11 protein-coding genes are annotated in these 20,367 nt (G+C 35.2%); all 11 read left to right on the top strand.

Annotation, left to right across the window (positions count from 1 at the left end; genetic code table 11):
* The first annotated feature begins 25 nt into the window (after positions 1-25).
* Complete coding sequence (locus ACNQF9_RS02465; RefSeq protein WP_417989577.1) at positions 26-1,351, top strand: vanadium-dependent haloperoxidase; 1,326 nt, start codon at positions 26-28, stop codon at positions 1,349-1,351.
* A gap of 2 nt (positions 1,352-1,353) precedes the next feature.
* Positions 1,354-2,271, top strand: coding sequence for a GyrI-like domain-containing protein (locus tag ACNQF9_RS02460; RefSeq protein ID WP_417989576.1), 918 nt, complete (start codon positions 1,354-1,356; stop codon positions 2,269-2,271).
* A gap of 134 nt (positions 2,272-2,405) precedes the next feature.
* Positions 2,406-3,701 carry an MFS transporter gene (locus tag ACNQF9_RS02455; protein ID WP_417989575.1) on the top strand — a complete coding sequence of 432 codons (1,296 nt, stop codon included), beginning with the start codon at positions 2,406-2,408 and terminating at the stop codon, positions 3,699-3,701.
* 1 nt (position 3,702) lies between these two features.
* Positions 3,703-4,653, top strand: coding sequence for a carbohydrate kinase family protein (locus tag ACNQF9_RS02450; RefSeq protein ID WP_417958674.1), 951 nt, complete (start codon positions 3,703-3,705; stop codon positions 4,651-4,653).
* A gap of 6 nt (positions 4,654-4,659) precedes the next feature.
* Positions 4,660-6,396: an alpha-amylase family protein gene (locus ACNQF9_RS02445; protein WP_417989574.1), complete on the top strand. Its 1,737-nt coding sequence runs from the start codon at positions 4,660-4,662 to the stop codon at positions 6,394-6,396.
* A 102-nt stretch (positions 6,397-6,498) separates the two neighbouring features.
* Entirely contained in the window at positions 6,499-7,713 is a 1,215-nt protein-coding gene (locus ACNQF9_RS02440) for an MFS transporter (RefSeq protein WP_417958672.1), read from the top strand.
* Positions 7,710-9,575, top strand: a complete 1,866-nt coding sequence (locus tag ACNQF9_RS02435) for a trehalase family glycosidase (RefSeq protein WP_417958671.1) — start codon at positions 7,710-7,712, stop codon at positions 9,573-9,575. The genes ACNQF9_RS02440 and ACNQF9_RS02435 overlap by 4 nt, the downstream gene beginning before the upstream one ends.
* Before the next feature lie 73 nt (positions 9,576-9,648).
* Positions 9,649-10,074: a CBS domain-containing protein gene (locus ACNQF9_RS02430; RefSeq protein WP_417958670.1), complete on the top strand. Its 426-nt coding sequence runs from the start codon at positions 9,649-9,651 to the stop codon at positions 10,072-10,074.
* 153 nt (positions 10,075-10,227) lie between these two features.
* A complete protein-coding gene (locus ACNQF9_RS02425) occupies positions 10,228-12,516 on the top strand; it encodes an NADP-dependent malic enzyme (RefSeq protein WP_417958669.1) in 2,289 nt (762 codons plus the stop codon).
* A gap of 94 nt (positions 12,517-12,610) precedes the next feature.
* Entirely contained in the window at positions 12,611-13,192 is a 582-nt protein-coding gene (gene ruvA, locus ACNQF9_RS02420; protein WP_417989573.1) for a Holliday junction branch migration protein RuvA, read from the top strand.
* A 24-nt stretch (positions 13,193-13,216) separates the two neighbouring features.
* On the top strand, positions 13,217-20,362 hold the full coding sequence (gene sov, locus ACNQF9_RS02415; RefSeq protein ID WP_417989572.1) for a T9SS outer membrane translocon Sov/SprA: 7,146 nt from the start codon (positions 13,217-13,219) through the stop codon (positions 20,360-20,362).
* Positions 20,363-20,367 lie beyond the last annotated feature (5 nt).

Here is a 20,367-nt window from a genome sequence, read left to right as displayed (position 1 = left end):
AAACAACTTACAAAATTTAAATAAAATGAAAACCAAAGTTATGAGTATTGCGGTATTTAGCCTTCTTTTTATTTCGTGTAATAAGAATAAGTCTATCGCAGTTAGTACAGATGATTATCATGCAGCAATGGATAACGTGACTCAGATTATGATTCATGATATTTTTTCGCCACCTGTTGCCAGTAGGATTTTTGTATATCCAAATGTTGCGGCTTATGAAGTGATGGCTCAAAATAATAAAGCTTATTCCAGTCTTCAAAATCAATTGAATGGTTTAGATTCTATACCAAAGCTGGATCCTAAAAGTGGCGTAAACCAGCCAGTAGCAGCACTCGTTGCGCACATGGAGTTGAGTAAACAATTAGTTTTTTCAGAAGAAATTATAGAGAAGTTCAGGGATAGTTTATACCAAAAATGGAGTGATGAAAACGAAGACGAATTCGAAGTTTCGAAAGCCTACGGACTAAAAGTTGCAGAACGTATCAAGGTATGGATGGGAAAGGATAATTACAAACAAACCAGAACTATGTCTAAGTTTTCTGTTTATGCCAATCAGCCCGGGAGATGGCAGCCTACTCCACCGGCCTATATGGATGCTGTTGAACCGCATTGGGGCGAAATTAGAACTATGGTTCTTGATTCAGCCTCTCAATTTAAACCAATTCAGGCTTTTGTATTTTCATTGGATAAAAAATCCTCTTTTTTTAAGGAAGTACAGGAAGTCTATGACATCAGTAAAGAAATGACCAAAAAAGGAGACAATTCAGAGGAAATTAAAATTGCTCAATTTTGGGATTGTAATCCGTATGTTTCGGTTAGCCAAGGTCACATGATGTTCGCTAAAAAGAAGATTACACCCGGAGGCCATTGGATGGGTATTGTGAAAATTTCATGCAAAAAATCGAATGCGGATTTTGCTAAAACGGTTCTTGCTTATACAAAAACCTCAATCGGAATTTTTGACGGATTCATTAGCTGTTGGAATGAAAAATTTAAAAGTAATGCAGTACGTCCCGAAACAGTAATTAATCAAAATATTGATGAGAATTGGAAGCCTTTGCTGCAAACGCCACCATTTCCAGAATACACAAGCGGACATTCGGTAATTTCAATGTGCTCTTCTTCTATTTTGACATCTGTTTTTGGAGAAAATTTTGCATATACAGATGATACTGAATTGCAATTTGGATTGCCAAAAAGAAAATTCGTATCCTTTGATGCCGCTGCTAAGGAAGCAGCGATGAGTCGACTTTATGGCGGGATTCATTATAAATCAGCAATTGTAAACGGCATTGATCACGGAAAGACTATAGGAGATTTTATTGTTGGAAAATTAAAGATGAGTAAATAGAAATGAGAGTTAGGAAAAAAATTACAATAGCATTAAGTGTTTTGTTCTCATTATTTTTAATTTGGTATCTTTTAATAAAAGAGACAGATTATTGTATTACGTTTAAAGTAAAAGCAGCTACCGGAACTGTTTTTCAAGGGGTTCAGGAATGGTCTAACCTTCAGTTGATGAAAGAAAAAGAAAATTACACCCTGATAGAAAAAAGGAACTTTGACTTTATCAAGCAAGAAATGAAAAAAGGGAAAGTTCAAATGGAATATACCTGGAACATAACTTCTATTAATGACTCCGTGACAAAAGTGAGTGTTGGCATTAAAGATGCAAATCATAGTTGGTTTAATAAACTAACTGCTCCCTTTTTTAGTACTGAATTTAAACAAGAACAAATCAGAAAAATAACTGATTTTAAGAAAGGGTTAAGCGAGCATTTGAAAAATTTTAAAGTCAGAATTGATGGAGAAGGTTCCTCAGAAGAAACATTTGTTGCTTATGTCAGCCTGAAAAGTGTTCTACAGGAGAAAGCACAAAATATGATTGCCAATGATGCGGACATTACTGGCTTTTTATTGCATAACAAAATTGTAATAAGAGGCAAACCATATTTGGAGATTACAAATTGGAACCTAGATAAAGAAACAATCGATTTTAATTATTGCTTCCCAATTGATAAAAACACTAAAATTGTTACAGATGATAGTGTGAAATTCAAAACCTTACCAGCAGTCAAAGGATTAAAAGCTACTTATTACGGGAATTTCAGGACCTCAGACAGAGCCTGGTTTGCCTTAATGGATTACGCAAAAGAGCACAATCTTAAATTGGAAAATAAAGTTTTGGAACATTTCTTGTCGAATCCCTTTAATGGAGGCGAGGAGCTACAATGGGAAACTAAAATAATTATTCCATTTACTTCAAAATAAGAGCAAATTTTTTAGGGGATTTAAATTATCGAAAACGTTTTCGGGTCTTCCGAAAACGTTTTTGTTTTCATTCTGTATTTAATTGGCAATTTTAAAATTAATTTTAGAAATAATTAACAAATTAACTACCTAGAATGAATTTAAAAGTAAAATTGAGTTTTTGGCAGATAATCAATATGAATGTTGGTTTTTTTGGGATACAATACAGTTTTGGTTTGCAACAAAGTGCCGTAAACCCTATATATGATTTTCTGCACGCCAGTCCGGATCAAATTCCGATACTCAATCTTGCAGGTCCGTTAACGGGCTTATTGATACAACCCATAATTGGAGCAATGAGTGACAAGACTTGGCATCCGCGATGGGGAAGACGGAAACCGTATTTTTTTATTGGCGCCATGGTCTGTAGTATCGCTTTATTTTTGTTCCCGTTCAGCAGTTCCTTATGGATGGCTGCTGGTTTGTTGTGGATTCTAGATGTTGGTAACAATACTGCCATGGAGCCGTATCGCGCTTTTATTGCTGACACATTAGACGAAGAACAACAGCCTATAGGTTTTCAGGCTCAGAGTTTTTTTACTGGTTTCGGACAGTTTCTATCCTATATTTCACTATTTCTATTTCCACTTGTTTTTGTGGGTTATACAGGAGCGTTGCCAACGTGGATTTATGCATCTTTTTTTCTCGGAGCAATACTGTCGATAACGTCCATTTGGTGGAGTATGAACAAAACTAAAGAAATCCCACCAACAGCAGAAGAAATAGCCATTTTAAAATCAGAACCATTAAAGTTTTTTTCCCCTTTTATCGATATCTATAAAGCAGTTTTAGAAATGCCAATGGTGATGTGGCAGCTATTTTTGGTTTATTTGTTTCAGTGGTATGCCATGATGTGTTATTGGCAAAATAATTCAAAAAGTATTGCCTTATCAGTATGGAATGTTACCCCCAAGAATCCAGTTGGCTATGAAAAAGCGGTAGAATGGAATGGTTTAATTGGCGCTTTTGGATTTATAGTTACGTTTTCAATAGCCTTTTATTTAGCGATATTAGCTAAAAAACACGGTGCAAAAATGATTCATTTTGTTTGCCTTTTATTAGGCGCAATTTCTTTATTGTTTTTTCCAATGGTACAAAATCAATATGTATTTTTTGCGGTGATTATTGGCTACGGTATTGCTTGGGCAAGTATGATGGGGATTCCCTATCTAATGGTTGTTGCAGTTATTCCAAAAGAGCGTTATGGTGTTTATATGGGGATTATTAATATGATGATTGTTATTCCAATGATTATCCAAAACCTATCTTTTGGTTATATTTTAAAGAATTTTTTAGATAATGACCCTCGTCAGGCGATTAGTTTTGCGGGTGTATTATTACTTATTGCTGCGATGTGCACATTATTAATAAAAATAAAAAAAACCAAGTAAAGTGTATAATACAATAAATAATAATAGCGATACAATCGATATCCTTTGTGTTGGTGAAGTACTGGTAGATTTTATTGGGCATCAAGAAGATGTTCTTATTAATGATACTAGAGATTATCATAGGTATTTAGGAGGCTCACCTACTAATGTTGCTATGAATTCAACACGATTAGGATTGAATACTATAATGGTTGCAACTGTTGGGAACGATGGTTTTGGATCCTATATTTCGGAACGTTTAGCGAGTGTTGGAGTGAATACAAACCACCTTAAAGTCCTGGATAATAAATCAACAAGTGTGATTTTTGTTTCAAGGTCTCAGGGAACCCCAGATTTCATTCCGTACCGTTCCGCGGATTGTTGTATTGATGAGGAACAAATTTCAACGGAAATACTATCCAATACTAAGATTTTCCATACCACTTGTTTTGCATTAAGTAAAAATCCTGCACAAAAAACGATCTTAAAGAAAGCACAAGAAGCTTACGATTTAGGTTGTAAGCTAAGTATTGATGTCAACTATGCAAGAAAGCTATGGAAAAGTAGAAAGAAGGCTTTTAAAGTGATCAATGCGTATTGTAAGTTCAATCCATTGATAAAAATTAGCGAGGATGATATGCTACGTCTTTTTGAGAAGGAGCTTCCACATGAAGAGATATTTGAGTTTTTTCACCATCAAGGAGTAGACACCGTTTGCTTAACATTAGGAAGCAAAGGGGTGAAACTATCTCAAAGAGGAAAAGATATTATACAAATGCCAGCCATAAAAATTGATAAAGTTATGGACTCCACTGGGGCAGGCGATGCTTTCTGGTCCGGATTTTTATTTGCTTATATTAAGGAAAAATCAATTGATGAATGTTTGGACATCGCTTTAAAATTGGCGGCTTTGAAATTGCAAAATGTAGGACGACTGCCGGATAACATCAATATCCTTTCTAAACTTTTATAAAATACGATGCAAGAAAATAATAAAAAGATCAGTAATGGTGTTATGCTCAATATTTATCCGGATAGTATTGGAGAAAAATTAACGGATACTGTAAGCATGCTTAAAATGGCTGAATTCAAAGATGTTTTTTCTTTGTTGTATGTTTTGCCCACTTTTTTTAATAGCGATTTAGATAGAGGTTTTTCTATTATTGATTATGATATAAATAAAGATTTAGTAGACCCAAAAGATTTACTTGATTTAAAAGAGCTCAATATAAAATTAAAATTTGATATCGTATTAAATCATCTTTCTGTAGCTTCTCCTCAGTTTAAAGACATGTTACAATACGGTAATGAATCTAAATTTAAAGATTTTTTTATAAATTGGAACGAATTCTGGGACGGAAACGGGGTACTGAATGAAGATGGAATTGTAATACCAAAACCAGAGTTTCTCCATAAATTGTTTATGCGAAAGTTAGGTTTGCCTATCTTGAAAGTACGTTTCCCAGATGGTACAGAACAGCCGTATTGGAATACTTTTTATCAACAAATAACCTATAATCCAATTGCTGTAGGTGATTTGCAAAATTTAAAAGGGATAACGGAAGAGAAAAGACAGTTTATTGTTGCCTTAATTAATGCCGCAATTAAGGATGATCAAGATTTAGAGACCGTTGATTTTAAAGAATGCACTCCTTGGAAATCAGAAATTTTACAAATTATACAACAAAAGCGTTCCTATTTAGGACAAATGGATGTGAATGGTGCTTCGCCTTTAGTATGGGATTTTTATGAAGAGACTCTAAAAAAATTAAACGGTTATGGTTGTAATATTCTTCGATTAGACGCTTTTGCCTATTTGCATAAACAAGTAGGGGAATCTAATTTTTTTAATAAACCAGGGACTTGGGATTATTTAGAGCGTATTAGGAAAATAGCAGCGCAAAATAATTTAATGTTACTGCCTGAGATCCATGCAGAATATGGTTTGCATTTACATGATGAGGTAGCTAATGAAGGGTATTATATCTATGACTTTTTCTTACCGGGTTTAACGATTCATACCATCGAAAATAAAAACAGTAAAGCCTTATTAAGTTGGGCTAAGGAAATTATTGCTAAAGGATATAAAACAGTAAACATGCTTGGTTGCCATGATGGCATACCTGTTTTGGACTTGAAAGGCAAGGCCGTAAATGGTGTTTATAATAAAGGTTTATTAGAAGACACCGAGATTGAAAGTATCATGAATAAAATCATGGAACGAGGGGGGCGTGTAAAGAATCTTTACGATCCATCCGGGAATAAAATTTCTTATTATCAAATAAATGCTACCTTTTTTAGTGCATTAGGGGAAGACGAACAAAAGCTACTTCTTGCAAGAGCCATTCAAATGTTTATGCCAGGGATACCGCAGGTTTGGTATTTGGATATTTTTGCTGGTAAAAATAATTATGAAGCCGCAGATAATGGCGGTAGTGCCGGACATAAAGAAATTAATCGCACCACATTGACGATGTTGGATATTGAGCAGGGATTGAAAACAGGAGTTGTTAGTAAACAGCTAGACCTAATTCGGTTAAGAAATACTTCGAATGCATTTTCAGGTCAAGTAGAAATTAATGATACTGTAGCTGAAATTATAGATATCAAATGGGTAAATGGCGCTACAGTTGCGCACCTAAAAGCAAACCTTCAAACCAATGGGTTTACTATTGATCATACTGAAAACGGTCTGAAAAGCACTATTATTTTTTAGATCTGATTCATAAAATAAGGGAGTATCAGAACATTAAAATTAAGCGTGTCCTACCTAAAGGGATTGTAAATAATAATTAGACAATTAATTAAGAAATATAACATGAAGAAAAGTACGGTTAAAATTGCCATGTATCTCAATTACTTTGTATTTGCCATATTGCTGAACAGCGTAGGAATTGTGATCCTTAAGGCACAAAAAAATTATGGAGTAGATGAACTGCAAGCCAGTGTTTTGGAAGCTTTCAAAGATTTGCCTATTGCCATAGTTTCTTTTTTAATCGCTTCTTTTTTACCCAGAATAGGCTACAAGCGCGCCATGCTTATTGGTCTGGCTTTGGTTTCAGTAGCGTGCATTAGTATGTATTTTGGGAATTCTTTTGGAACGGCAAAATTACTTTTTGCTACCGTTGGCGTTTCATTTGCGTTAATAAAAGTATCGGTGTATTCGCTTATAGGAACCATAACAGAGAATCAGCAGGAGCACAATAGCTTAATGAGCAGTATCGAAGGGGTGTTTATGATAGGGATTGCATTGGCGTATTTTTTATTTCCAGCTTTCAACTCCGAAACAAATCCGGATTCATGGTTAAACGTGTATTGGTTATTGGCGGGAATTTCATTAGTGTCTTTTGTTTTTTTATTTTTTACTAAATTCGAAAACAAAACCGAAATTCCAGGAGTTGATTTAGCAGATGATTTCAAAGAAATGTTCAAATTATTCGCAAAACTGTTAACCATTGTTTTTGTAATCAGTGCGTTCTTGTTTGTAATGATTGAGCAGGGAATCATGTCTTGGTTGCCTACTTTCAATAGCAAAGTATTGCATCTTCCGGAGAATATTAGTATTATGATGGCGAGTATTTTGGCCATTTCATTAGCTGTGGGAAGACTAGTGGCTGGTGTTATTACTAAAAAAGTCAATTGGATTTGGGTACTTAGTTGCTGTATTGTAGCAGCAATGCTTATTGTAATTTTCGTACTTCCTAAAGCTGTTGGATTAGATGTCAAAGAGATCAATTCCCTTGGTGATATTCCCTTGATAGGATTTGCATTTCCATTAGTAGGACTTTTTATTGCACCTATTTATCCACTTTTAAATTCTGTGGTATTAAGTGCTTTGCCTAAAAAACTCCACAGTTCCATGACTGGTTTAATTGTCGTTTTCTCTGCGCTTGGTGGTACTTTGGGTTCTAGAGTTATTGGTTATTTATTTAAAAACGAAGGCCCGGAAAATGCATTTTATTATACCTTAATTCCAATGGCGCTCTTACTCGTTTCTTTCTTTATTTTAAAAAAACTTACTACTAAACAATGAAATTCGTACTCAACATAGACAAAGTATTCCAGGAACTATTGCTTCAAGAGGATACAGATCAGGATAAAAAAATAACGAAAGATGACAATGGCCCTAAAAAATTTGTTTTGGTTGACGAAATTACCAAACAAGAAGAGGTTATTGTTGGGACGTATCATTTGTCCAATTTATTGCAGGAATTAGCGCAGCTCAAGAATACGAATTCTGCATTAGGAGAAGTTGATTTAAGTCGGATTCAAGAGAATCCAGTACACCGAATTTCGAGGAAAATTAGAGAAGACTATTGGAATGAATTGACCAGAACTATTGATAGAAAAGGTTTAGAGCAAATTCTTAAGGACGAGAAAACGAACAACGAGGTTCCTACACTTTATGTTTCGGCAAAAGACAAGCAAGGTGTTGCCTATTTTCAGGAATTAGAAAAAGAACTTCAGAATTTTAAAGTAGGGATTTTGCCCGAAAATTTTTCGATGGAATATGTGGAGACTTTAAATACTAAACCAGGTATTCTGGCTTTAGCTTTAGAGCAAAAAATATACAGTTTACAAGGAGTACCTTTTGTGGTTCCCGGCGGAAGATTTAACGAAATGTACGGATGGGATAGCTATTTTATTGGGGTTGGTTTAATTATTGACAATCAACTGGAAAAAGCAATGTCTATCGCCGAAAACTTTAAATATCAAATCATACATTACGGTAAGATTCTAAATGCGAATAGAAGTTATTACTTAACAAGAACGCAGCCACCATTGTATTCTTCATTGTTAATCGCAATTGTAAAAAAGAAAGTGCCCAGTTTAGAATGGTTGAGAAGTCATTTAGAAACAGTAATCTTGGAATACAATTCCGTTTGGATGGTTCAGGGAAAACGATTGACACCAACAGGTTTAAATCGATATAAAGCGGACGGGGTAGGAATGCCATTTGAAGTGGAACCTGGTCATTTTGATGATATTTTAGAGCCGTATGCTAAAAAATACAATTTGCCAATTCGAGAGTTTGAAAAACAATATTTAAACCGAACTCTTGTTGATGCTGATCTTGATATGTATTTCGTTCATGACCGTAGCTTGAGAGAAAGTGGCCATGACACAACCGATAGGCTTATAAATACGTGTGCCAATTTAAACTCGGTAGACGTCAATAGTTTTCTTTATAAATATGAAAACGATATTGCTTATTTGATAAAAGAGTATTTCAATAATGCTTTCCAAGTGGGAGCTGTAATGCATACTTCGGAAGAATGGCAACAAAAAGCACTTTTCAGAAAAAATAAAATCGACGAATTGTGTTGGAATGAGCAGTCAAGTATGTATTTTGATTATGATTTTGTACACGAAAAACAGTTACCATTTGAAGCTGCCTCAACATTTTTCCCTTTATGGGCTGGGTTGTGTAATGAATACCAGGCTAAAAAATTAGTGGAAATAGTTTTGCCTCAATTTATAAAAAAGGGAGGTATTACCGGAAGTACTAAGGCGAGTGTGATGCATGTATCTAAAGATGCACCACAACGGCAATGGGATTATCCGTTTGGTTGGGCGCCACACCAAATGTTGTTGTGGGAAGGATTGATAAAGTACAATTATTTAGATAAGGCACAGGAAATGGTGTACAGGTGGTTGTGGTTGATCACTAAAAATGCAGTGGACTACAACGGTACGATTCCTGAAAAATTTGATCTGGAAATAAGCTCTCATAAAGTTTTTGCCGAATATGGTAATGTGGGAACTAAATTTGATTACATCGCTAAGGAAGGGTTTGGTTGGGTAAATGCCTCCTACCAATATGGTTTGCAGATTTTGGATGCGAAATTAAAAGTTAAATTGGAAGCGTTAATTTCACCAGATGATTTATTTTAATGCTGAAAAAATATTTTTTTGTGGTTTGAATGCATATTTTTTTTAACTTTATAATTCACTAAATGAACCTATTATGACTGTTAATCAAATTTTAAGCACCAAAGGAAAGGAAGTATATTCCATACTTTCCACTGACACTGTATATGAAGCACTGACAGTGATGAGCGAAAAAAATATCGGAGCTATTCTTATCATTGAAGATACTGTCCTGAAAGGAGTTTTATCGGAAAGGGATTATGCTAGAAAAATTGTCCTAAAGGCCAAGAGTTCAAAGAAGGCCTTTGTACATGAAATCATGGAAACAGATGTCGTGACAGTAAGTCCCTCAGATAATTTAGACTACTGTATGGAGTTAATGAGTACAAAACGAGTTCGGCATTTGCCCGTTTTAGAGAATAGTATTGTAATTGGAATCATCTCCATTAGTGATGTAGTCAAAGCAATAATTGATTTACAAAAAGACACAATTGAACATTTAAACTCCTACATAACACAATAAAAGCGGAATACCTTAAGAATTAAAACAGCTACAAATTTTTTGTAGCTGTTTTTGTTTGTCAATACATGTCTATTTTTATAAAAGAATAGTATAAAAGCTTCCTTTTTAAAGCAAGTCTTATATCTTTGTCAACTAGAATAAAATCTAAAAACAATGGACAAAAATAGCAAAAGAAGAGAAGCATTATTATACCACGCAAAGCCAACTCCTGGTAAAATTCAAGTAGTTCCTACAAAGAAATATGCAACGCAAAGAGATTTATCTTTGGCCTATTCCCCTGGTGTCGCTGAACCCTGTTTAGAAATTGCAAAAGACGTAAACAACGTTTATAAATATACTGCAAAAGGAAATTTAGTTGCTGTGATTACAAACGGTACTGCCGTTTTAGGATTGGGTGATATTGGTCCAGAAGCTTCTAAACCAGTAATGGAAGGTAAAGGGTTGTTGTTTAAAATTTTTGCAGATATAGATGTATTTGATATTGAAATTGGCACTAAGGATATTGAAGAATTTATTCAGACTGTAAAAAACATAGCACCTACTTTTGGTGGAATTAATTTAGAAGATATTAAAGCACCTGAATCTTTTGAAATTGAAAGACGGCTAGTAGAAGAGTTGAATATTCCAGTAATGCATGATGATCAGCACGGTACGGCTATCATATCTTCGGCTGCATTATTGAATGCATTAGAATTGGCGAATAAAAAAGCTGAGGATGTAAAATTAGTAGTTTCAGGAGCAGGTTCAGCAGCACTGGCTTGTTCTGATTTGTATGTTTTATTAGGGGTTAAAATTGAAAATATTTTCATGTTTAATAGCAAAGGATTATTGACAAAAGACAATCCTAAACTATCTGAACTGCAACAAAAATATGCCAAAGATATTCCGGCTATGACCTTGCAAGAAGCCTTGGTTGATGCAGATGTTTTTTTAGGCTTGTCCACAGGAGATATTATGTCTCCACAAATGTTACTTGGAATGGCTGATAATCCCATTGTTTTTGCAATGGCTAATCCAGATCCAGAAATTGATTATAACCTTGCTATTGCAACCCGTAAAGATGTGATTATGGCAACGGGTCGGTCGGATTTTCCCAATCAGGTGAATAATGTTCTTGGATTTCCTTATATTTTTAGAGGGGCACTTGATGTTCGTGCAACCAAAATAAACGAAGCCATGAAAATGGCCGCTGTCAAAGCGCTGGCTTTGTTGACTAAAGAATCAGTTCCGGAGCAAGTAAATGTGGCTTATGGTGCTACAAAATTAAATTTCGGTAGGGAGTATATTATCCCAAAACCTTTTGACCCAAGGTTAATTACTATTGTGGCTCCGGCTGTAGCTAAAGCAGCAATGGATTCCGGTGTAGCATTGAACCCTATTACGGATTGGAAAAAATACGAAGAAGAACTCTTGGATCGTCTAGGGAATGATAATAAAATGGTTCGTTTGATTACAAACCGAGCAAAGATGGATCCTAAGAAAATTGTTTTTGCTGAAGCAGACCATTTAGATGTGCTTAAAGCGGCTCAAATTGTACAGGAAGAGGGAATTGGTTTTCCAATTTTATTAGGGAATAAAGAAATTATATTGGAACTAAAAGAAGAAATTGGTTTTGATGCGGATGTTCAAATTATTGATCCTAAAATAAAAGAGGAAGAAGGGAGAAGAAATAAGTTTGCTACAACGTATTGGTCTTCCAGACAAAGACGTGGGATTTCTTTTTTAGATGCGCAAAAATTAATGCGAGAAAGAAACTACTTTGCCGCAATGATGGTTAATGAAGGGGAAGCAGATGCACTGGTAACAGGACACTCAAGAAGTTATCCATCTGTTGTTAAACCCATGTTGCAACTCATCGAAAAAGCGCCAGGAGCTTCTATTATAGCTACTACTAACATGATGATGACTGCTCGTGGGCCCATGTTTTTGTCAGATACCGCTATAAACATCAACCCATCAGCAGATGATTTAGCTAAGATTGCCATCATGACGGCTAAAACAGCCAAAATGTTTGGGGTAGAACCAGTGATTGCAATGATATCATTTTCTAATTTTGGATCGTCTACAAGTGAAAGTGCAGCCAAAGTAAGAGAAGCGGTGGCTTATTTACATAAAAATCATCCGGAGATGATTATTGATGGAGAGCTTCAAGCAGATTTTGCGTTGAACCCAGAAATGTTGAAAGCAAAATTTCCTTTTTCAAAATTAGCAGGTAAAAAAGTAAACACTTTAATTTTTCCAAATTTAGAATCAGCAAACATTACGTATAAGCTTTTGAAAGAATTGAATAAAGTTGATTCAATAGGCCCTATTATGCTAGGAATGGGTAAACCTGTCCACATATTTCAATTGGGCGCAAGCGTTGAGGAAATGGTGAATATGGCTGCTATTGCGGTGATTGATGCTCAGGAAAAAGAAATGAAAAAAGCAAAACAAATTTAATTTAATAGTCTGTAGGCAAGAAGCGTAGTTAAAATTATGAATTTAATTTAACCGTATGCTAATTTTGTTATATTTGGAAATATATTAACACTTCATGATAGCACATTTACAAGGTAAATTAGTAGAGAAATCACCCACGCAAATAATTATTGATTGTGGAGGCGTTGGCTACCATGTGAATATTTCTTTACATACGTATTCCTTACTACCAGACACAGATTTAATAAAAGTCTATACGCATCTTCAGATAAAAGAAGATGCGCATACACTTTTTGGTTTTATGGAAAAGTCAGAAAGAGAAATTTTCAGGCTCTTATTATCTGTTTCCGGGATAGGAGCGAGTATAGCTAGAACCATGCTTTCCTCATTAGATCCAAAACAAATTACTAATGCAATTGCATCTGCAGATGTAATTATTATTCAATCTATAAAAGGAATAGGCAGTAAAACAGCTCAAAGAGTAATACTTGATTTAAAGGAAAAAGTATTAAAATTATATGATTTAGATGAAGTTTCTATGTCACAGAGCAATACAAATCGAGATGAAGCGTTATCTGCTCTGGAAGTCCTTGGGTTTGTACGAAAAACTTCCGAAAAACTTATTGAAAAAATAGTCCAAGAAGATCCAGATGCTTCTGTAGAATCAATTATCAAAAAAGCGTTAAAGAACCTCTAATAGGTATTTAAGAAAACGAGTTGTATGCATAAAATTTGTATTTTTTTGCTTGTTTTATTTTGTGGATTAGTGTCGCAGGCACAAGTAAAAGAGACAGCTCAGGATACCGTTAAAACTGGTTTTTCCATTGGGAAACTTCAACTAAAAAACCCTCAAAGTATTCTTTCGGCTTACACGTATGATCCTGTTACGGATCGTTATGTTTATACGAATTCCGTAGATGGGTTTTCTATTAATTATCCTATAATTTTAACTCCAAAAGAATACGAAAATCTTGTTTTGAAAGAATCCATGCGAGATTACTTCAAGAAAAAAGTAGATGCTATTGATGGAAAAAAAGAAGGTAGCGAACTGGCTAAAAGGGATTTGTTGCCCAGATATTATGTAAAATCGGGTCTTTTTGAATCTATTTTTGGAAGTAATACTATTGATGTGAAGCCTACAGGATCCGTAGAAATGGATTTGGGAATGCGGTACACAAAACAAGATAATCCATCCTTTTCGCCAAGAAATAGGTCTACGCTATCTTTCGATTTTGATCAAAGGATCAGTATGAGTCTGATGGGGAAAGTGGGTACACGACTTAATGTTAATGCAAATTACGACACCCAGTCTACATTTGCTTTTCAAAATTTAATTAAATTAGATTACGCTCCTTCAGAAGATGATATTATTCAAAAAATTGAAGTAGGAAATGTGAGTATGCCACTAAATAGTTCTCTAATAAGAGGAGCTCAAAGTTTATTTGGTGTAAAAACGCAACTACAATTTGGGAAAACAACTATAACTGGCGTTTTTTCGGAACAAAAATCACAAACTAAAAGTTTAATTGCTCAAGGCGGTGGAACAATAGAGGATTTCGAGATGTTTGCTCTAGATTATGATAGTGACAGGCATTTTTTCCTTTCCCAATATTTTAGAAGTAGGTACGATAAATCACTGGTAAATTATCCCTTTGTTGATAGTAGGGTTCAAATCTCGAGAATCGAAATTTGGGTAACCAACAAACAAAACCGCGTTACAACGACCAATAATAATTTAAGAAATATTATTGCGCTTCAGGATTTAGGGGAAGGGCAATTGTCTGGATTACCTGATAATGAAGTGGTAGTTTTAGACCCTTCATCAGGAATTTTTAACAATCCTTTAGATTCTCCTACGGACAACTCTAATAATGATTATGATCCCTCTCAAATACTTACGGGAGCAGGTTTGCTGAATCGTAATATTCGTGAAATAGTAACTGCAAATTCGGGGTTTAACGTCACTGTCAGTGAGGGGCAGGATTATTCTAAATTAGAAAACGCCAGAAAATTGAATCCGAATGAATATACTTTCAATTCGCAATTAGGGTATATTTCATTGCAACAACGATTGGCTAACGATGAGGTTTTAGCAGTTGCCTATCAATATACGATAGGAGACAAAGTGTATCAGGTGGGAGAATTTGGTAACGATGGCGTAGATGCAACCGTGGTAACAGGAAATACTCCCTCAAACCAAGCAATTATTTCACAAAGTTTAGTCTTGAAAATGTTGAAAAGCAATTTGACCAACGTAAAAAATCCAGTCTGGAACCTGATGATGAAAAATATTTATCAGATTCAAGGTGGCTATCAATTGAAACAAGAAGATTTTAGGTTTAACATTCTTTATACAGATCCTTCACCATTAAATTACATTACGGAAGTTGCAGGAATTCCTTTTCCAGCAAATCCTGCCAAAGAAAATGAAGTTGCCGAAACCCCTTTGTTGAAAGTATTTAATTTAGATAAATTAAATTATAATAATGATCCGCAAACCGGTGGAGATGGTTTTTTTGATTTCCTACCGGGTTTGACAATAGATGCGCAAAACGGAAGAATAATATTCACCACTAAAGAACCTTTTGGGGAACTATTATTTTCTAAATTGTCTAATACGGGTTCAGCAGAAAATTATAACAATGTTAGTACTTATAATGAAAATCAGAAGAAATACGTGTTTCGTAACATGTACCGTAATACCCAATCTGGCGCTTTGCAGGACAGCGATAAAAATAAATTTCTATTGAGAGGAAAATACAAATCGACTGGTAGCGACGGAATTCCAATTGGCGCATTCAATGTTCCTCAAGGATCAGTAGTAGTTACTGCGGCTGGAAGAGTTTTAGTGGAAGGAATTGATTACAGCGTCAATTATCAGTTAGGCCGCGTTCAAATTTTGGACCCCTCATTGCAAGCATCAAATACACCTATTGAAGTGTCATTAGAAAACAATTCTGTTTTTGGTCAACAAACCAGAAGATTTATGGGGTTAAATGTAGAGCATAAAATTTCCGAAAACTTTGTGGTTGGGGGTACATTCTTAAAAATGTCTGAACGACCGTTTACACAAAAATCAAGCTTTGGGCAGGAATCCGTAAACAATACCATTTTTGGATTCAATACTAATTTCTCTACCGAAGTTCCTTTCCTAACCCGTTTGGTAAATAAATTACCAAATATTGATACTGATGTGCCTTCGAATCTTTCGGTACGAGGGGAAATAGCCTTTTTGAAACCAGATTCACCAAAAGCAGATCAGTTTCAGGGAGAATCTACCATTTATGTAGATGATTTTGAAGGTTCCCAATCTACCATCGATATGCGTTCTCCTTATTCTTGGAGTCTGGCATCAACACCCGATAGAAACGCTACAAGTACATATGATTTTAATGCTAGCGCTAATGATTTGAGCTATGGATTCAAAAGAGCCAGATTAGCATGGTATTCTATTGACCCTGTTTTTTATACGCAAAAGCCCGTTGGAATCTCTAATGAAGATTTGTCTTTCAATAAAACCCGAAGAATTTTTAGTGAGGAATTGTATCCTTTGACGGATATTGCACAAGGTCAATCGCAAATTATAAATACGTTAGATCTGAGTTATTACCCATCTGATCGGGGACCCTATAACAATAATCCAAATGGAGCTTTAAACCCAGCAGAAAATTTTGGAGGGATTATGCGTTCGTTAAATTCTACAAATTTTGAACAAGGAAATGTGGAATACATTCAGTTTTGGGTGTTAGACCCGTACGTTGGAAATGGTCAGGCTCCTCAATCAAATACTGGAAAAATATATTTCAATTTAGGGGAAATAGCGGAGGATGTCTTAAAAGATGGAAGAAAACAATATGAGAATGGACTTGGTCCTGGCCAGATATTAGTAAATCCAAGACCGCTGTGGGGTGATGTTCCTGCTTCTCAATCATTGATTTATGCTTTTGACACCAATGCTGAGAATAGAAGGAATCAAGATATTGGGTTGGATGGTTTGGCTAATGCAAATGAAGGATCCGTGTATACTAATTTCGCATCAGAACTAGATCCTGCAGCAGATGATTATACTTTTTATTTGAATGCATCAGGAGGTATCTTAGACCGTTATAAAATGTATAATGGTACCGATGGTAACTCCGCCGTGGATATTAATGATCCTAACAGAGGATCATCAACAGTTCCTGATGTGGAAGATATAAACAGGGACAATACGATGAATACTATCAATGCTTACTATGAATATAGTATTGATGTACAACCCGGAATGAGTATTGGACAAAATTATATTACTGATATAAGAAACACGCAGGTGTCCCTGCCAGATGGTTCTACCACTGAAGCCAGATGGTTACAGTTTAAAATTCCGGTTTCTCAGCCAGAAAATGTTATTGGAAACATTTCTGATTTTAGATCCATCCGTTTTATGAGAATGTTCATGACAGGTTTTAATGACGAAGTGACGGTTCGTTTTGGAGCCTTGGATTTAGTGCGTGGAGAATGGAGAAGGTATACCAATACCCTTGATTTTAATGATACAAATAGTGCGGATGACAACACTAATTTAGATGTTTTGGCCGTGAACGTTCAGGAAAATAACGAAAGATGTCCTGTGAATTATATTACTCCGCCAGGTGTACAGAGAGAGCAATTATACAATAATAATACGGTTATCAATCAGAATGAGCAATCCCTGGCATTAAGAGTTTCCGGAGACGGATTAGAACCAGAAGATTCCAGAGCTGTTTTTAAAAATGTAAGTATTGATATGCGGCAATTCAAGAAATTGAAAATGTTTTTACACGCGGAATCTTTAACGGGCGAAATCGCACTTCAAGACAATCAAATGGTAGGTTTTATTCGTTTTGGAAATGATTTCACCCAAAATTTCTATCAAATTGAGATTCCTTTAAAAGTAACCATTCCTTCATCTGGATCCAATGCTGATTGTTCTCCTTTGAGTGCTGAAGCAGTTTGGCCAGAAGAGAATGAAATTGATTTGTCTTTGGCATTATTGACTAAATTGAAGATTTTAGCAATGAGTGTAGATCAAAGTACATTGCCATTAGACGGTATTTATTATCCAGACACTGATCCCAGTATGCCAGATGGAGACGGCAGTACTACTTTAAAGTTAGGGATAAAAGGAAATCCTAACTTTGGCTTAGTGAGAACACTAATGGTAGGTTTGAAAAACAGTGACCTTCGCAACGATATAAAAGGGGAGGTTTGGTTTAATGAGCTTCGCTTGGCGGATATGGACAACCAAGGCGGAATGGCGGCGGTTTTAAATGTGGATTCAAATTTAGCTGATTTTGCGACTGTTTCAGCTTCTGGCAGAAAAAGCACTATTGGTTTTGGATCGCTAGAACAAGGACCAAACGAAAGAAGTCGGGAGGATACGGAACAATACAGTATTGTAACAAATGTAAACCTTGGAAAATTATTGCCTCAAAAATGGGGGGTTAATTTGCCATTTAATTACGCTATTGGCGAAGAAACCATAACTCCAGAATACGACCCTTTCAATCAAGATATTAAATTAAAACTATTACTTGAGAATACTGTGGATCAAAATCAAAAGGACAATATTACCAGTAGAGCCGTTGATTACACAAAGCGCAAGAGTATAAACTTTATTGGTGTACGAAAAGAACGTCAACCAGAACAGAAACAACGTGTTTACGACCCGGAAAATTTCACATTCTCGCAGTCTTTCAATGAAGTAGAACGACATGATTTTGAAATTGAAGATTATGTAGATCAGCAAGTGAATTCATCGGTGGATTATGCATACACTTTTAAACCTAAAGCAGTGGAGCCGTTCAAGAAATCGAAATTCATGAAAAAAAGCAATTATTGGAAGCTTTTAAGTGATTTAAATTTCAACTATTTGCCGTCAAATATTTCATTTAACAGTACCATTATCAGACAATACAACCGCCAACAATTTAGACAAGTTGAAGTTGTAGGGATAGGTCTGGATCCTTTATACCGCAGAAATTTCGCTTTTAATTATCAATACGGCTTCAATTATAATTTGACTAAATCATTGAAATTAAATTATACAGCTTCCTCGAGTAATATTGTTAAAAATTATTTGAATGCAGATAATGAGCCTATTGATAGCTTTACCATTTGGGACAGTTATTGGGATATTGGTGATCCAAACCAGCACATGCAACAATTGGTTTTAAATTATGAAATTCCAATTAATAAAATTCCTTTATTCAGTTTCGTAAAAGCAAATTATTCGTATACCGGGGACTACAGCTGGCAACGTACCTCTAATGCACTGTCTCAAATACAAATTGATGGGAATGATTATAATTTGGGGAATACCATTCAAAATGCAAGTTCCAACAATCTGAGTGCAGCATTCAATATGGAACTGTTGTATAAGTATTTAGGAGTAACAAAAAACACCAATAAAACGGTTCCGAAACCAAAAGTAGCAGCCCCAAAACCAGGTGAAAAAATAGTGAATAATAACGCGACTCAAATTCCAAAGAACAATCCTTTTTTTGATGGTTTAATTGGAATTTTGACCAGTGTTAAGAATATTCAAATGAATTATACCCACAACAGCGGTACGATTTTACCAGGATATACTCCCGGTGTTGGATTCTTGGGTTCTTCAAGACCGTCATTAGGGTTTATATTTGGAAGTCAAGATGATGTGCGTTACGAAGCAGCTAAAAATGGATGGTTAACGAATTATCCGGACTTCAATCAAAACTTCTCTCAGGTAACCAATAAATTATTTAAAGCTACAGCTAATGTTGATTTGTTTCCGGATCTAAAAATTGATCTGACATTAGACAGGGCTTTTTCTGAAAATTTTTCAGAACAATACGATGTTTCAAATGGAGTTTACAATGCCCGATCGCCCTACAATACCGGTATTTTCTCTATTTCGGCAGTTTTGATTAAAACGTCTTTCTCCGTGAGTGATGAAAATAGCTCAGCAGCTTTTGATGATTTTAGAATGAACCGACTTACCGTGGCAAATCGCTTGGCAACTGAAAGAGGAATCGACATAAACAATCTTAACAATCGAGATGCCGAAGGCTTTCCATTGGGATACGGCAAAAATAATCAAGCCGTATTGTTACCGGCCTTTTTAGCAGCCTATTCAGGAGGTGATGCATCCAATGTTTCCTTGGGGATTTTTAGAAGTTTTCCAATACCGAACTGGGCGATAAAATACAATGGATTGATGCGTTATGGTGTTTTCAAAAAGAATTTTAAACGCTTCTCCTTGCAACACAATTATCGAGCATCATATACTATAAACGCCTTTAGATCGAATTTTGAATATGATAATGCACCAGATGGAGTAGATGCAAACGGTAATTTTTACAATCAGACGATTATGTCAAATATTAACTTAGTAGAACAATTCAGTCCGTTGTTAAGAATGGATTTTGAATTAAAAAGCTCTTTAAAAGTACTCACCGAAATTAAAAAAGACAGGGCTTTGTCCATGAGTTTTGACAATAATTTATTGACAGAAGTAAAAGGAATTGAATATATAGTGGGAATGGGATATCGATTTAAAGATGTGATTTTCTCTTCACGTCTTGCGGATAATCCAACAGGAATAATAAAAAGTGATATCAATTTGAAAGGAGATGTGTCCTATCGTAACAATCAAACTATTGTTCGGTATTTAGATTATAATAACAATCAACTGGCAGGTGGACAAAATATATGGTCTGTAAAATTAACGGCTGATTATGCTTTCAGTAAAAATCTGACGGCTATTTTTTATTACGATCATTCTTTTTCGAAAGCGGTAATTTCGACTTCTTTTCCGTTGACCAATGTTCGATCTGGATTTACGCTAAGGTATAATTTTGGAAATTAATTTTT

This window comes from Flavobacterium amylolyticum, from assembly GCF_048284335.1.
Classification (GTDB): domain Bacteria; phylum Bacteroidota; class Bacteroidia; order Flavobacteriales; family Flavobacteriaceae; genus Flavobacterium.
The sequence above is the reverse complement of the archived record's forward strand: the minus strand, read 5'-3'. Positions and strand labels throughout refer to the sequence as shown.

What these genes read in the sequence shown, in the direction of transcription:
- ACNQF9_RS02440 (WP_417958672.1), top strand. Translation starts at nt 6,499, where the DNA reads ATGAAGAAAAGTACGGTTAAAATTGCCATGTATCTCAATTACTTTGTA.
- ACNQF9_RS02435 (WP_417958671.1), top strand. Translation starts at nt 7,710, where the DNA reads ATGAAATTCGTACTCAACATAGACAAAGTATTCCAGGAACTATTGCTT.
- ACNQF9_RS02465 (WP_417989577.1), top strand. Translation starts at nt 26, where the DNA reads ATGAAAACCAAAGTTATGAGTATTGCGGTATTTAGCCTTCTTTTTATT.
- ACNQF9_RS02460 (WP_417989576.1), top strand. Translation starts at nt 1,354, where the DNA reads ATGAGAGTTAGGAAAAAAATTACAATAGCATTAAGTGTTTTGTTCTCA.
- ACNQF9_RS02430 (WP_417958670.1), top strand. Translation starts at nt 9,649, where the DNA reads ATGACTGTTAATCAAATTTTAAGCACCAAAGGAAAGGAAGTATATTCC.
- sov (WP_417989572.1), top strand. Translation starts at nt 13,217, where the DNA reads ATGCATAAAATTTGTATTTTTTTGCTTGTTTTATTTTGTGGATTAGTG.
- ruvA (WP_417989573.1), top strand. Translation starts at nt 12,611, where the DNA reads ATGATAGCACATTTACAAGGTAAATTAGTAGAGAAATCACCCACGCAA.
- ACNQF9_RS02425 (WP_417958669.1), top strand. Translation starts at nt 10,228, where the DNA reads ATGGACAAAAATAGCAAAAGAAGAGAAGCATTATTATACCACGCAAAG.
- ACNQF9_RS02455 (WP_417989575.1), top strand. Translation starts at nt 2,406, where the DNA reads ATGAATTTAAAAGTAAAATTGAGTTTTTGGCAGATAATCAATATGAAT.
- ACNQF9_RS02445 (WP_417989574.1), top strand. Translation starts at nt 4,660, where the DNA reads ATGCAAGAAAATAATAAAAAGATCAGTAATGGTGTTATGCTCAATATT.